Here is a 14,780-nt window from a genome sequence, read left to right as displayed (position 1 = left end):
AACAGAATGCTGACGATTGGCGGTAGTCCCTACACTCGCCAGCTTCCTGCCAAACGTCACTCTTACGGACGAGCCAATCTGTGTGGGTAGCCTGAATGACATCACTCGCCAAGCGCATGTCGCCTTATCGCGATGCGCTGCATTTCCAGGCATTCCGGAAGTTGCTGATCGGTCAAGGCCTGTCAATGGCAGGCGACGTCGTCTGTTTAGCAGCCCTTCCCGTCGCCATGATTCGCGCTGGATTCGGCGGCGAGACCCTCGGGGTTGTCCTGGCTGCGGTGGGAATCGGCACGGTCATCGGCGCTGTGGCGGGTGGGATGCTGGCAGATCGAACCTCCCCAAAGCAGGTTCTCATAGCCACAGATACCGCGAGAGGCGCGGTACAACTTATCGTCGTAGCGCTTATGGCATGTGGCTCGCCCTCATGGAGCTTGGCGCTTGCCTATCTTGCATTCGGCATCGGCATCGGCATCTCTCGTCCTTGCACTCAAGTGTTACTCGTCAATCTGTTACCGAAGCAGGCCTTGGCTGCAGGGAACGGAGCCATCAACTTTCTCGACAATCTCGTCGCGGTAATCTTTCCGGCCACACTAGGAGTCTTGATCATTTTGTGGGATCCGGTGTGGGGCGTGCTGATCGACGGCATTACCTTCTTTGCAGCTGCCATTTTCACTGCCTCGCTCCCCGATGGGGGCAAACTCCAATCCGACGATGAATTTTCAATTCGCGACGCACTGAACGGGGTAGCGGTGGTCATCCGCGATCGAGAGCTGCTACTCGGATTCGCTGCCACCGTAGTCGTGAATGTTCTGTGCTTTCCGGTCTTTCTGGTGGTCGCTCCCTACGCAGTGACGGATCGCTTCGGCGACACGATGTGGGCGGTGTGTCTGGCGGCCTCGGGCCTTGGCGCGTGTATCGGATCTGTAGCCGTCGTACTCGCTTCGGGCCATCGGCATCTAAAAATGCTGGCACTGACGTGTGGCCTCTTTGTCGCGAGCGCAATGGCCTTGCTGGGAATGGGTGGTTTCGGCTGGATGGCCGTCTTGGGAGCAATGTTTGTCGGGTTTGTCGAGGCCTCGTGGCTCACTGGCTGGGCAACGGCCATGCAAACGCTCTCACCGGAAAAAGACCTCGGCAAGGTTGTAGCGGTCGACACGATGATGACCAGCGGCGCGCACCCGTTCATCTATCTCGGCGCCGGTCTCATTGGCGAAACCGTGGGTCATTCCCATGCGCTAATATTCGCTGCCCTCATCAGCATCATCGGAACCATCGGGATCGGTCTCGCTGCCAACAGCCGAAAACATCAAGGAAACGCGACATGATCTGATGCAAGGAACTCGAAGACGTCATCAGAGCGTGAGTAGGCCGGCCCTGAACTGCCCAAGGCCGACCACCCACCCTACATCAACAACGGCGCCGCGGCATCCAACATAATGCGGCAGAAGTAATCGGCAAAACTGCGGCGCACCACGATCTCATAGCTGTCGCTACCCAGCGGCACGAGCACGATCGAAGCCTTGAAATAATGGCTCTGCGCGCATTGCCCACGCGCCAACATACGCGGATGAAGATCGAGCGGGCAGCCGCGCGCCAGCACGTCGCGCACATGCGTCCCACTCGCTTCCAACACCGTATAACCGCTCCCCACATCGACAGCCGCAGCAAACAGCCCCTGAAACGCCGCGCCGAGCTTCGCTTCGAGCTGAGCCGCCCGCGGCTCGATCGAGCGAACGAGCCATTCGTCCGGACCCAACCAAAGCATGTCGCACTCGCTCGCCTGCGCAACCGTATTCGGCTTCACAGGCAAGCTCGCGCCAAGCACGCTTTGCACGGCACTCATGAACGCCGGATCGCGCGCATCGCCGCGCACGTTCACGAGTTCCAAAAACGGCCGCTCGCGCAGTCGAAATACATTCGATTGCTTGGCCTGACTCGCCGCAAGAATATCCTGCACGCCGACGAGCGGAGATTCGAGCCGTCCCTGGCCGCCGAGCGTCGCCGCATTGCCTTTCGTCTCATTCCACATGCTGACGCACTCCTTCGGTGTCATAGAACACGGGGCTCGAAATCGTCGCGTCGACGGTGCGCCCGTTCAAATCGATCGTCACTTTCTGCCCCATCTTGCCAAGCCCACCCTTGACAACAGCCATCGCAATCGAGCGCTTCAGAATCGGGCTGTAGTAGCTCGACGTGACATGCCCGAGCATCGGCACCGGCTCCGTCGCAACGGTATTCGCGGGCGGTGTCCTCGTACCCTTCGCCAGAATCTGGCCGCCTTCGGGCAACACGGTGGCGGGATCGTCGGTCAACAGTCCCACGAGTTGCTTGCGCCCTTCCTTCGCGGTGTCGGACCGGGTCAGCGACCGCTTGCCCAGACAGTCCTTCGTCTTCGCAACAAGACCGCCCATACCGAGATCGAACGGAGTGATCGACCCGTCAGTGTCCTGCCCGACGATGATGTAGCCCTTCTCCGCACGCAGCACGTGCATCGTTTCCGTGCCGTACGGCGTAATGCCGAACTCCGCACCGGCCTCCATCAGCGCTTCCCAGACCGCGCGCCCCGCGTTGGCCGGCACGTTGACTTCGTACGCAAGCTCGCCGGAGAAGCTGATCCGCATGATGCGCGCCTTCACTTCGGCCACCGTGCCATCGCGATAGCTCATGAACGGGAACGCCTCATTCGCGAAATCCACGTCGCGGCAAACCTTTTGCAGCACTTTGCGGCTCTTCGGCCCAACGACGGCAAACGTAGCCCAATGGTCCGTGACCGAAGCCAGCCGCACCTTCATGTCCGGCCATTCCGTCTGCAGCCATCGCTCGAGCCAGGTCAGCACCCGCGCGGCGCCGCCCGTCGTCGTCGTCATCATGTAGTGCTGATCGCCCAGACGAACGGTCACGCCGTCGTCGAACACCATGCCGTTTTCATCGAGCATGAGGCCGTAGCGGCATTTGCCCACTTCGAGCTTCGACCACGGATTCGTGTACACCCAGTTCAGCAGCTTCGCCGCATCGGGACCCTGGATATCGATCTTGCCAAGCGTGGACGCATCGAGAATGCCGACGCCCGTTCGCACCGCGAGACATTCGCGCGCGACGGCAGCGTGCAGGTCTTCGCCCGCCTTCGGGTAATACCAAGGCCGCTTCCAGTTGCCGACATCCTCGAACGCCGCACCGTTCTCCACGTGCCATTCGTGAATGCAGGTCTTGCGGATGGGATCGATGAAATCCCCGATCTCCCGGCCGGCGATCGCACCGAACGTCACGGGCGTGTAGTTGGGGCGGAACGTCGTCGTGCCCGTCTCGGGAATCGTCTTGCCGAGCGCGCTCGCGAGAATCGCCATGCCGTTGATGTTGCCGAGCTTGCCTTGATCGGTGCCGAACCCCATGGCCGTATAACGCTTCACATGCTCGACCGACTCGAAACCTTCGCGTGCGGCCAACAGAATGTCGGCCGCCGATACGTCGTTCTGAAAATCGACGAATTGCTTGGGCCCGCGTGCAGCACGCTCGTGTGAGCCGACCAGCCAAAGCGGCAGCAACGGCGACTCCTTGATATCGGCCACTTGCGGTGCAGGCGGACGCACAGCCTTGAAGCCCAGCGATTGCGCGGCTTCGAGACCGGCATCGAGCGCCAGACGCAGGCCGCGCGCAAGACTGAATTCGCCCGACGCGGCACCGACGCTCACTTCGGGCTGGGCAGCCTTGCCCGGCACGAAGCAGGACTTCTCGTCGTTCCAATGCGCCTTACCGCCCGACTGCGCGAAAAGATGCAGCACGGGGCTCCAGCCCCCCGACATCGCCACGAGGTCGCAAGCGATCGTCTCTTGCCGCGCGCCGACCACGCCCTTGTCGAACCTGGCGATTTCGACCGACGACACACGACGCTTGCCGTTCGCCACGGTGACGACGGCACCGCTTTTCACGGCGATGCCATGACGCCGCGCGGCGGCGGGCAGTGCACCGTCGCTCGATGCCCGCGGATCGACAACCGTGACCTTCGCGCCGCTCGCTTTCAAATCGAGCGCGCACTGATATCCGTCATCGTTGTTCGTGAAGACGACGGCCTCGCGCCCGGGGAGCACGCCATATCGATGCACATAAGTCGACACGGCAGAGGCCAGCATGATGCCCGGCAAATCGTTGTTGCCGAACACGAGCGGACGCTCGTGCGCGCCCGTCGCAAGGATCACGCGCTTGGCGCGAATCTTCCAGACGAGCTCGCGCGTACCCTTGCGCAGCGAAACCGGCAGATGGTCGGTCACACGCTGAACGACCGTCACGAGATTGTGATCCTGATAGCCGAACGCGGTACTGCGCGTGAGGATTTTGACGTCCGGCATCTGCGCGAGCGCCGATTCGATCTTCTCGGCCCACTGCACCCCGGGCTTACCGTCGATCTGCGCGCGGCAAGACAGCAGGCTGCCGCCGAGTTCGCGCTGGTCGTCGACGAGAATCACGCGCGCGCCTGCCAACCCGGCTGCATGCGCCGCGGCCAAGCCTGCGGGCCCGCCGCCGACGACGAGCACGTCGCAGTGCGCGAAGCATTTGTCGTAACGGTCCGCGTCGAGCGTATCGGGCGCTTTGCCCAGACCCGCTGCCTCGCGAATCTTTTCTTCGTACTTCGGCCACCATTTGCGCGGCCACATGAACGTCTTGTAATAGAAGCCCGCGGGAATGAAGCGCGCGATCTTCTGATTGATCGCCATGCGGTCGTCCTCGATCGACGGCTCCGCATTCACGCTGCGCGCGACGAGTCCCTGGTAGAGCTCAATTTCGGTCGCACGCGCATTAGGCACGGTATAGGCGCCGCGTTCGAGTTGCACGATGGCATTCGGCTCTTCCACGCCCGCCGTCACGATGCCGCGGGGGCGATGGTACTTCCAGCTTCGCGCCACGAAATGCATGCCATTGGCGAGCAGCGCCGATGCGAGCGTATCGCCCTGATAGCCCTGGTACGTACGGCCGTTGAACGTGAACGTCAACGGAATGGCGCGATTGATCCGCCCGCCGGCGCCGAGTCGGTCTTTCTGGCTGCTCATGATTGCGTGCCCTGTTGTTTGCCGTTGTGCTCCGCCCGCTCGGGGGTGGCCCCGTCGAACGTTTCATATCCCTGAATCGCGTACGTCACCGTATCGCGCGTTGCCTTGAACCACCGCCGGCAGCCTTGGGCGTGAAGCCATTGCTCGCGATGCACGCCGCGCGTGTTGTGCCGCATGAAGAGGTAATCGCCCCACTCGCGGTCGGACAATTTCTCGGGCTCGAGCGGGCGCACGATGTCGGCTTCGCCGCCGCAGGAGAATTCGGATTCGGCACGCGGGCCGCACCAGGGGCATTCGATCATCAACATGATTGGTCTCTCTCCAGTGCCTTCAGTGGGCCACGGCGGCAGCGCCGTGTTCGTCGATCAGATGGCCGGTGTAGAACCGGTCGAGCGAAAACGGCGCGTTGATCGGATGCGGCGCGTCGTTGGCGATCGTGTGCGCAAACACCCATCCGGAACCCGGCGTCGCCTTGAACCCGCCCGTTCCCCATCCGCAATTGAAATAGAGCCCTTTGACGTCGGTCTTGCTGATGATCGGGCACGCATCGGGCGAGACATCGACGATGCCACCCCATTGCCGATTCATCCGCACGCGCGAAAACACGGGGAACATTTCGACGATGGCTTGCAACGTGCCTTCGATCACATGGAAGCTGCCACGTTGGCCGAAACCGCCGTATTGATCGATGCCGGCGCCGATGACGAGATCGCCCTTGTCGGACTGGCTGATGTAGGCATGCACGGCGTTGGACATGACCACCGTATTGACGACAGGCTTGATCGGCTCGGAAACGAGCGCCTGCAACGGGTGGCTCTCGATCGGCAGACGGATACCGGCCATATCGGCAAGCGTCGTCGTATTGCCCGCGGCGACCACCGCGACCTTCTTCGCTTTGATGAAGCCCTTCACCGTTTCGACACCGACGACGGCACCGCCATCGCGTCGAATACCCGTCACCTGACAGTTCTGGATGATGTCGACGCCATGCGAATCCGCGCCGCGCGCGAAACCCCAGGCCACCGCATCGTGACGCGCGACGCCGCCGCGCCGCTGAAACGATGCGCCGAGCACCGGGTAGCGGGCATTCAGATTGATCGTCGGCTCGATCTCCTTGATCTGCTCGGGCGTCAGATATTCGGCATCGACGCCGTTGAGCCGGTTGGCGTTGACGCGCCGTTGCGTATCGCGCACGTCCTGAAGCGTATGCGCGAGGTTCATGACGCCGCGCTGACTGAACATGACGTTGTAGTTCAGATCTTGCGAGAGCCCCTCCCAGAGCTTCATCGCCTTTTCGTAGAGCGCAGCCGACTCGTCCCACAAGTAGTTGGAACGAATGATCGTCGTATTGCGCGCGGTGTTGCCGCCGCCGAGCCATCCCTTCTCGAGCACGGCGACATTACGCATGCCGTGCTCCTTCGCGAGGTAATAGGCGGTGGCGAGACCATGACCGCCGCCGCCGACGATCACCACGTCGTATTCGCGCTTCGGCTCGGGACTGCGCCATTGGCGCTCCCAGTTCTCGTGATACGACAATCCGTTGCGCACCAGACTGAATAGGGAAAAGCGGCTCATAGCGGTCGTCCTTGCGGTGTTCCTCATTTAGCATTCGATGACGTTGACGGCCAGCCCGCCGCGCGACGTCTCCTTGTACTTCGTCTTCATGTCCGCGCCCGTTTCGCGCATCGTCTTGATGACCGAGTCGAGCGACACGTAATGCTCTCCGTCGCCCTTGAGCGCCATGCGCGATGCGTTCAGCGCCTTGATGGCGCCCATGGCGTTGCGCTCGATGCAGGGAATCTGCACGAGACCGCCAACCGGATCGCAGGTCATGCCGAGGTTGTGCTCCATGCCGATTTCGGCCGCATTTTCGACCTGACGCGGTGTGCCGCCCATGACCGCGGCGAGCGCGGCGGCCGCCATCGAGCAGGCCACGCCGACTTCGCCCTGACAGCCGACTTCCGCGCCCGAGATCGAAGCCGTTTCCTTGTAGATGATGCCGATGGCCGCGGCCGTCAGCAGAAAATCGACGATGCCGTCCTCGTTCGCGCCGGGCACGAACTTGACGTAGTAGTGCAACACGGCCGGAATCACACCCGCCGCACCGTTGGTCGGTGCCGTGACGACTCGCCCGCCGGCCGCGTTTTCTTCGTTCACGGCCATCGCGTAGAGATTCACCCAGTCGAGCATCGAAAGCGGGTCGCGCAGGCATTCCTCCGAGCGCGCCCGCAGGTGCTTCGAAAGCTCCGCGGCACGACGCTTGACGCGCATCGGTCCGGGCAGCTCCCCCTCGGTGCGGCAACCGCGCTCGACGCACGCGGCCATCGTGCGCCAGATCGCGAGCAGCCCTTCGCGTACCAGCGCCGGCTCGCGCGAAGCACATTCGTTTTGCATGGCTACTTGCGCGATCGAGAGCCCGTGTTCGCTGCAAGCGCGCAGCAAATCGGCCCCGGTGCGAAACGGATAGGGCACGGATGCACCGCTGCTGACACCGTTGACACGGTCGCCATCGCGATTGACCACGAAGCCGCCGCCAACCGAGTAATACTCTTTTTCGACGAGCAATTGACCGAGCTCGTCGAACGCCTGAAAACGCATGCCGTTCGAATGGACGACGTTCGTACCGGTCATGAGCCGACGATAGAACGCGATGTCTTCCTTTTCATCGAAGCGGATGGGCGTCTGACCCAGCAGTTGCAGCGATTTTTCGCGCCGAATATGGGCGAGCCGGGGCTCGATCAGATCGGGGTCGATCGTATCGGGCAGATGCCCTTCGAGCCCGAGCAGCACGGCCTTGTCCGTGCCGTGGCCCTTGCCCGTCGCGCCGAGCGAGCCGTAGAGCTCGACCTTCACGCGGCGTACGTAGCCGAGCAGATTCGCATCCTCGACATGCGAGACGAACCGGCACGCGGCGATCATCGGACCGACGGTATGGGAGCTCGAAGGCCCGACACCGATCTTGAAGAGATCGAAAACACTGACGTTCATGGGGACGGCCTCGATTGACGAATTGACGTCTCGTGAAATGATGCGGCGCCGCATCCGCTCGCGAATTGCGTCGCGGTTGCTGTTTGCGGCGTACGATTACCGATGGACGCCAGTACACCAAAGCGTAGAATTCGCCGATAGAACAAAAGCGGCATCGCTGTGGGATGCCGTCGCCAAACCTACCCGCGCGGGCCCCGGTTGTACGCGTAAGTGATAATTTGCGGCGGAAAACCACAAGTGGGCACCCGGCGCCACGCGTCGGCGATGCCCTCCCAGGCGGCTCGCGCCGCCGCATCGTCTTTTTGCATTGGCAACATGAACGCAGTCGATCCGTCACCGCCGATTACCTCCGTCATACCGAAGGAACGCATCCGTTTCGGCATCGTTCTGCTGCCGAATTTCACGCTGACGGCATTCTCGGGCTTCGTCGACATGCTGCGCCTGTCCGCAGACGACAGCGATTTCAGCAAGCCCGTGCGCTGCGCCTGGAGCGTCGTGGGCAGGACGCTTGCGCCCGTGCGCGCGAGCTGCGGCATCCAGGTGACGCCATGGGAAACCTATGAGGAGTCCGAACCGTTCGACTACGTCGTCGTCGTCGGTGGGCTGCTGCATTCGGGACCGCACGCCGACGACGACACGCTCGAGTTCATTCGACGCGCGGCGAACCGCGGCGCGACGGTCGTCGGCATCTGCACAGGCGTCTTCGCGCTGATGCGCGCGGGCGTGCTGCACGGCTACCGTACATGCGTCAGCTGGTTTCACTACTGGGATTTCATCGAGCGGTTTCCGTCCGCCGATACGAACCTGCTCGTGGCGGACAGACTGTTCGTCATCGATCGCCGGCGCGTGACGTGCTCGGGCGGGCGCGCGTCGATCGACGTCGCCGCCGCCATTTTGCTGCGTCACTTCGATCATGCGACGGTGCAAAAGGCATTACGCATCTTGCTCGTCGGGGAAATGCAGAAGGGCAACGCGCCGCAGCCCCACCCACCGGGGCTCGCGCCCGCGACGCATCCGAAGGTCAAGCGTGCGATTCTGTTGATGGAGCAGCACGTCGGGCGCACGCTGCCGCTCGAAGAGCTGGCGTGCAAGCTCGATTTGTCGCCGCGTCAGCTCGAACGGCTCTTCAAGGCTGAAACGGGTAAGAGCCCTCAGACGTTCGCCAAGCATGTGCGGCTACGCACGGCCGCATGGCTGCTGACGAGCTCCGACCGAACAGTCGCCGATATCGCATCGAGCTGCGGGTTCTCCGATGCGTCGCATCTGGGGCGCGAGTTCCGCAAGCAATTCGGCGTGCCGCCCGTCACCTATCGCGAGCGGCAAGCGGGGCTGTCGAAGCAGGAAGAATTCGCGCTGATCGACGGTGAATCCCTGCCCGACGACGAGGATTGACGGGCAAGCCGCATTCGTCGAGCGTTTCGCACCAGCCGTGACTGACCCGCCTCGACGCGTCTATCAGCCACGGCACCCGATATCGACCCGATCGGACGTCAATGCGAGGCGATGTAAGACTTCACCGCCGCGAGCCCATCCTTCCCGTCGAACGTCGTCACGCCGGAGAGCCATTGATCGAGCACCTTCGGGTTCTGCTTCAACCAGGCCGTCGCGGCCTTCGTCGGATCTTCCTTGTTCATGATCGGCATCATCACGTGGTTTTCGACATCCGTCGTGAACTTCAGATTCGATACGAGCTTCGCCGCGTTGGGACAACGTGCCGCATAGTCGGGCGGCGTGGCGGTGAAAACCTTCGCCTCGCCGTAGTTCGGCCCGAACACATCGTCGCCGCCGCTCAGATAGTCGATCTTCATCTGCACGTTCATCGGGTGAGGCTCCCAACCGAGAAAAACGATCCACTGCTTGTTGCGGGCCGCCTTGTTCACCTCGACGAGCATGCCGGCCTCGCTCGATTCGACGAGCTTGAATTTGCCGAGGCCATACTGATTGCCCTTGATCATCTTTTCGATGAGGGCATTGCCGTCGTTGCCCGGCTCGATGCCGTATATCTTGCCATCGAGCTTGTCGGCATACTTTTGAATATCGGCAAACGTCTTGAGCCCGCCGTTATAGACGTATTCCGGGACGGCCAGCGTATATTTCGCACCGGTCAGATTGGGGCTCGCCAGTACCTTGACCTGCCCTGCCTTGACGAACGGCGCGACGATCGGATCCATCGTGGGCGACCAGTAGCCGAGAAACACGTCGATCTGCTTGCTTTTGATGCCGGTAAAGGTGATCGGCACCGAAGCGATTGTCTTCATCGGGTGATAGCCGAGCCCTTCGAAAACCGTCGAGGCCAAGCCCGTCGTTGCGGCGATGTCGGTCCAGCCCACATCCGCAAAACGCACGTTGCGACACGCCGCCGGGTCCGTCGCATAAGCGGACGTCGATAGCGCCGCGGCGGCCACTACATAACCGGCTTTCATCCACACCTGCTTCATCGCGATCATCCTCAGTTCCCTGCCTTGTTTTTTGCTGATTACAGGATCGACACTTCGCCGGGCAAGGCAAAGCATCGTACGGACTGCCAATCGATTCACAACGAACCTGCTTCGTTAATGCTCGCGCCTGCGCTCGCGGCTCGGCGCATACCCGAACTGCGAGCGATAAGCCTTGCTGAAGTGGCACGGAGACTGAAAACCGCATATCGACGTGACATGCGCGATCGATGCATCGGTCGTGCGCAGCAGCTCGCGAGCACGGCGAAGGCGAAGCGACAAGTAGTAGTGAGTCGGCGAAACGTCGAGATAGAGCTTGAACATGCGCTGCAGATGGCGCTGCGAGAGCCTGACGAGCCTTGCCAGTTCATCGAGGGAAAGCGGCTCTTCGATGTTCGCCTCCATGAGCCGCACGACTTCGACGAGCTCCGCCCGCGAAAAACCGATGCGCGCATCGACCGGAATCGGCTGATGGTCCGAAGCGCTGCGGATGCGCTCCAGGATGAACTGCGCCGACACCTGCCCAGCCAGGTTCTGCCCGTGCCGCCGCCCCACGAGATGGAGCATCAGATCGAGCGGTGCCGTACCGCCGGTGCAGGTGAGGCGATCGCGATCGATGACGAACAGCTCGTCGGTGAACTTCACGCGTGGGAACTCGCGATGCAGGGCGGACATATCCTCCCAGTGCACGGTGCACCGGTAATCGTCGAGCAGGCCCGCGCTCATCAGAGCGTAAGCGCCGGTGCACAGCGCGCCGAGCGGCACATCGCGCGAGGCGAGATAAGCAAGCAGGCTGCGCACGCGCAGATCCACCCCCTCGCGAATCTGCGTGCCGCCGCAAACAATGAGTACATCGGGCACGCCCGCCGTTTCCAGCGTGCAGGTCGGCGTCACGGTGACCCCGTTGCTGGCGGGCACCGGAACACCGTCCGGCGAAATCACCGACCACCGGTAGTGGTCGGCGCGGCTGACGTAGTTCGTCATCCTGAGCACCTCGACGGCGCTCGTGAACGCAATCATCGAGAAGTTCGGCAAAGTCAGGAAGCCGAAATGTTCGGTCCTGGTCTTCGCCGCTTCGTCCGCAGCAACGACGGCCGACGCCATATGTGCCTCGCGTCAGCTTTGAGCGGCCGGCTGCGCCGAGCGCACGCGCATCACGTTGCGAAGCCCCTTGAAGCGCTGCGTCTGCACGACGCCGGGCATGCGTCCGAAGCTCTCTGTGATGCGGTCGAGGACGATCGCGAGCAGCACGACCGACAAACCGCTTTCGAACCCGAGCCCGATATCGAGCCGCTGAATGCTCGCCAGCACATCGTTGCCGAGTCCGCCGGCGCCCACCATCGAAGCGATGATCACCATCGAGAGCGCCATCATGATCGTCTGATTGACGCCTTGCATGATCGACGGCAACGCATTCGGAAACTGCACCTTGTAGAGCAGTTGCCACGGCGTGCAGCCGAACGCCTGCCCCGCCTCGACGATCTCGCGATTGACGTGCCGGATACCGAGGCTCGTCAGGCGCACGGCGGGCGGCATCGCGAAGATGACCGTCGAGAGAATCCCCGGGACGCGTCCGAGGCCGAACAGCATGGCCGCGGGAATCAGGTAGACGAACGCCGGCATCGTCTGCATGAGGTCGAGGATCGGCCGCACGACGAGCGCCACATGCTTGCTCTTGGCGGTCCAGATGCCGAGCGGAATCCCGATGACGAGGCTGATGATCGTCGATGAAAGCGTCAGGCCGAGCGTGACCACAGTCTGATCCCAGAACCCGGTGGCATAGATGAGCAACAGCGATAGCGTCGTGAACAGCGCGAAGCGCCAGCCCACGCGCCACAGCCCGACGCCGATGAAAATCGCCATCAGCGCCCACATGGGTATGGCCTGCAGCCCATGCTCGACGAGCGCCGCCAGCGATTCGATCGCCCGGCCGATCGCATCGAATGTGTTGCTGTCGTGATCGAGCAGATAGTGGACCGAGTGGTCCACCCAACTTCCGAGCGGAATGAGTTCAGACATGGGAACCTCGCATACGCGTGAGAGCTTGAAGAACGACGGCGCGATCGACCGAGCCGCAGTAGCAGCCGTCGTCGTCCACGACAGGCAGCGCGCGCGCATGCGCGACGACCCGCGAGACGACCTGCTCGAGCGTCGCCCCGCGTGAGATGCATTCGACCTGCCCGACGTCGGAGGAAGCCTTGCCGAGCGCATCGCGCGTGACGAAGCCACGGAACTTGCGCTCGCCGTCGAGCACGAACGCGTAGTCGGCGCTGCCGTTCAGCGATGCCGCGACGCCCGCCGCATCGAGGTGCCGCACGAGCGGCACGGCGTCCGTCTGCATGAGATCGCCCGCGGTCAGGTAGCGGCTCGTATCGACGCCATCGAAAAACGCGCGCACGTACTCATCCGCCGGACTGCTGATGATTTCCTGCGGCGTGCCGAGCTGCACGAGCCGGCCACCTTCCATGATCGCAATCCGATTGCCGATCCTGAGCGCTTCCTCGAGATCGTGCGAAACGAACAGAATCGTGCGCCGCTGGTCCTTTTGCAGCTGCAGCAGGACGTTTTGCATCTCCTTGCGCTTGAGCGGATCGAGCGCCGAAAACGCCTCGTCCATGATCATCAGCGATGGATTGACGGCCAGCGCGCGTGCGAGCCCGACCCGTTGCTGCATCCCGCCCGACAGCTCGGAAGGCAGCTTGTGTGCAAACGTCGCGAGGCCCACCTGTTCGAGCACCGCCATCGCGCGCGCCTCGCGCACCTTGCGCTTTTCGCCGGCGACTTCGAGGCCGAAGGCCGCGTTGGCGAGCACCGTGCGCTGCGGCATCAGCGCGAACGACTGAAACACCATGCTCATGTCGCGCCGGCGCAGCGCCGTCAACTCCGAGCGCTTCACAGCCGCGATGTCGCGCCCGTCGACGAGCACCTTGCCCGCCGTCGGCTCGACAAGCCGATTGATCAGGCGAATCAGCGTGGATTTCCCGGAACCCGAGAGCCCCATCAGGACGAAGATCTCGCCCTCCGGAACCTCGAACGACACGTCGTGCACGCCGACGACCTGCCCTGTGCGCGCAAAGATCTCGTCTTTCGTCGCGCCCTGAGCCAGCATGTCGATCGCTTGCTTGGGGTTGCTGCCGAACACCTTGCAGAGCCCTTCGACGACCACCTTCGGTGAACTCATTTTCTCCGTCTCCTTGCGGCAGGCGCGTGCCTGCACAGTCTGCATACATAGTTGCCAGAAAAATCCCCGGGGAGCCGACGAATTCCGACGCACGCTTGCGAAAATGCGACACGGGCCGGCAAGCCGCCGATCTCGGCGCGGTTCCGCGTCGTTTCATGCCAAAATGGCCCCGTTTTTTGGCAAGTTCGTGTTCCAGGAAGACATTACGCAAGCTATGTCAGACAAGCCGCGCCATCGTGCCCCCGCGGGTCGTGCGATGTCTCACGGGAGCCGTATCCGTATCGGGCGCATGAGGCTCGAGCCGCGCCTCGCCGCCCTGCTTTGCGCATCGGTACTGGCAGCCGGCTGCGCGACGCTCGCCGCGACGGATCCGAACGCGCTATGGCAGATCGTTCACTTCGATTGCACCGCCGCCGCGCGTTCGAGCGGCCGCACCGGTCTGTGCGCCGCCGTCGACCTCGATCGGCATTTCGCCATCCTCAAGGATCGCAGCGGCATTGCCCAACACCTGCTGATCCCAACCGAGCGCGTTTCAGGCATCGAGAGCCCCGCAGTGTCGGCGCCGGACGCCCCCAACTACTGGGCCGACGCATGGCAGGCGCGCAGTTACGTGCAGGCTTCGCTCGTAAAAGCACATCGGCATGCGCTCGCCGACGATCAACTCGGACTCGAGATCAACTCCGCGTATCGCCGTTCGCAAGACCAGTTGCACATCCACATCGACTGCATGAGCGCCTCGGCGAGCGCCGCGCTCGCCAAGCATCGATACGACGTCGCGCAGCGCTGGACATGGGACACGATCGATGGCGCGCGTTATCGAGTGATGCACATCGACGGGCCCACACTCAGCGTGGATCCCTTCGACATCGTTGCGCGCGACCGACCGGGCGCGATGGCGATGCAAACGATCCTCGTCACTGGAGCCGGCCCGTGGGCACAGCGCGACGGGTGGCTGATCGTGAACAGCGCCACCGATGTCGACGGCGGAACAGGCTCCGCCGAAGTCCTGCTCGACCATCGCTGCGAGGCGGCGGGCCCGATATAACGCCGCGCAGACGCCCCTCGCGCTCGCGTGAATATCGCCCACGCCAGGTCGCAATGAGACCATTTCATGTCGCCTTTATTCACATGGCC

At 62.7% G+C, this 14,780-nt stretch carries 12 protein-coding genes; 3 read left to right on the top strand and 9 right to left on the bottom strand.

The window, feature by feature from the left end; genetic code table 11:
- Window positions 1-95: 95 nt before the first annotated feature.
- Window positions 96-1,325 carry an MFS transporter gene (locus VGL01_RS14950; RefSeq protein WP_331570609.1) on the top strand — a complete coding sequence of 410 codons (1,230 nt, stop codon included), beginning with the start codon at window positions 96-98 and terminating at the stop codon, window positions 1,323-1,325.
- A gap of 77 nt (window positions 1,326-1,402) precedes the next feature.
- Here the strand turns inward: VGL01_RS14950 and VGL01_RS14945 are convergent, their stop codons facing one another.
- From VGL01_RS14945 to VGL01_RS14925, 5 genes are read right to left on the bottom strand one after another with little or no spacing between them, the layout of a single operon-like run.
- Window positions 1,403-2,029: a sarcosine oxidase subunit gamma gene (locus VGL01_RS14945; protein ID WP_331570607.1), complete on the bottom strand. Its 627-nt coding sequence runs from the start codon at window positions 2,027-2,029 to the stop codon at window positions 1,403-1,405.
- Window positions 2,019-5,042: a sarcosine oxidase subunit alpha family protein gene (locus VGL01_RS14940; RefSeq protein WP_331570605.1), complete on the bottom strand. Its 3,024-nt coding sequence runs from the start codon at window positions 5,040-5,042 to the stop codon at window positions 2,019-2,021. Before VGL01_RS14940 ends, VGL01_RS14945 begins: the two co-directional genes overlap by 11 nt.
- Window positions 5,039-5,350 (bottom strand): sarcosine oxidase subunit delta, encoded by a 312-nt coding sequence (locus VGL01_RS14935; protein ID WP_173255535.1) that lies wholly within the window; start codon window positions 5,348-5,350, stop codon window positions 5,039-5,041. The genes VGL01_RS14940 and VGL01_RS14935 overlap by 4 nt, the downstream gene beginning before the upstream one ends.
- Before the next feature lie 22 nt (window positions 5,351-5,372).
- Window positions 5,373-6,617, bottom strand: coding sequence for a sarcosine oxidase subunit beta family protein (locus VGL01_RS14930; protein ID WP_331570603.1), 1,245 nt, complete (start codon window positions 6,615-6,617; stop codon window positions 5,373-5,375).
- 27 nt (window positions 6,618-6,644) lie between these two features.
- Entirely contained in the window at window positions 6,645-8,030 is a 1,386-nt protein-coding gene (locus VGL01_RS14925) for an L-serine ammonia-lyase (protein ID WP_331570601.1), read from the bottom strand.
- 315 nt (window positions 8,031-8,345) lie between these two features.
- Here VGL01_RS14925 and VGL01_RS14920 point away from each other — a divergent pair, with 315 nt between their 5' ends.
- On the top strand, window positions 8,346-9,422 hold the full coding sequence (locus tag VGL01_RS14920) for a GlxA family transcriptional regulator (protein ID WP_331570599.1): 1,077 nt from the start codon (window positions 8,346-8,348) through the stop codon (window positions 9,420-9,422).
- A 98-nt stretch (window positions 9,423-9,520) separates the two neighbouring features.
- Here the strand turns inward: VGL01_RS14920 and VGL01_RS14915 are convergent, their stop codons facing one another.
- From VGL01_RS14915 to VGL01_RS14900, 4 genes are all read right to left on the bottom strand, one after another.
- A complete protein-coding gene (locus tag VGL01_RS14915; RefSeq protein WP_414720267.1) occupies window positions 9,521-10,453 on the bottom strand; it encodes a choline ABC transporter substrate-binding protein in 933 nt (310 codons plus the stop codon).
- A gap of 129 nt (window positions 10,454-10,582) precedes the next feature.
- The gene (locus VGL01_RS14910) at window positions 10,583-11,569 is read right to left on the bottom strand and encodes a GlxA family transcriptional regulator (protein ID WP_331570597.1); all 987 of its coding nucleotides are present in this window, start codon (window positions 11,567-11,569) and stop codon (window positions 10,583-10,585) included.
- Between the two features lie 12 nt (window positions 11,570-11,581).
- Entirely contained in the window at window positions 11,582-12,484 is a 903-nt protein-coding gene (choW, locus tag VGL01_RS14905; protein ID WP_331570595.1) for a choline ABC transporter permease subunit, read from the bottom strand.
- Window positions 12,477-13,646: a quaternary amine ABC transporter ATP-binding protein gene (locus VGL01_RS14900; RefSeq protein ID WP_414720266.1), complete on the bottom strand. Its 1,170-nt coding sequence runs from the start codon at window positions 13,644-13,646 to the stop codon at window positions 12,477-12,479. The genes choW and VGL01_RS14900 overlap by 8 nt, the downstream gene beginning before the upstream one ends.
- Before the next feature lie 256 nt (window positions 13,647-13,902).
- Between VGL01_RS14900 and VGL01_RS14895 the strand changes: the two genes are divergently transcribed.
- Window positions 13,903-14,691 carry a CDP-diacylglycerol diphosphatase gene (locus VGL01_RS14895; RefSeq protein ID WP_331570593.1) on the top strand — a complete coding sequence of 263 codons (789 nt, stop codon included), beginning with the start codon at window positions 13,903-13,905 and terminating at the stop codon, window positions 14,689-14,691.
- Window positions 14,692-14,780: the final 89 nt, after the last annotated feature.

The sequence above is a fragment of the Trinickia sp. genome (assembly GCF_036503415.1).
GTDB lineage: Bacteria > Pseudomonadota > Gammaproteobacteria > Burkholderiales > Burkholderiaceae > Trinickia.
Note: the sequence above shows the minus strand (reverse complement) of the source record. Positions and strands in the feature narration are given on the sequence as shown.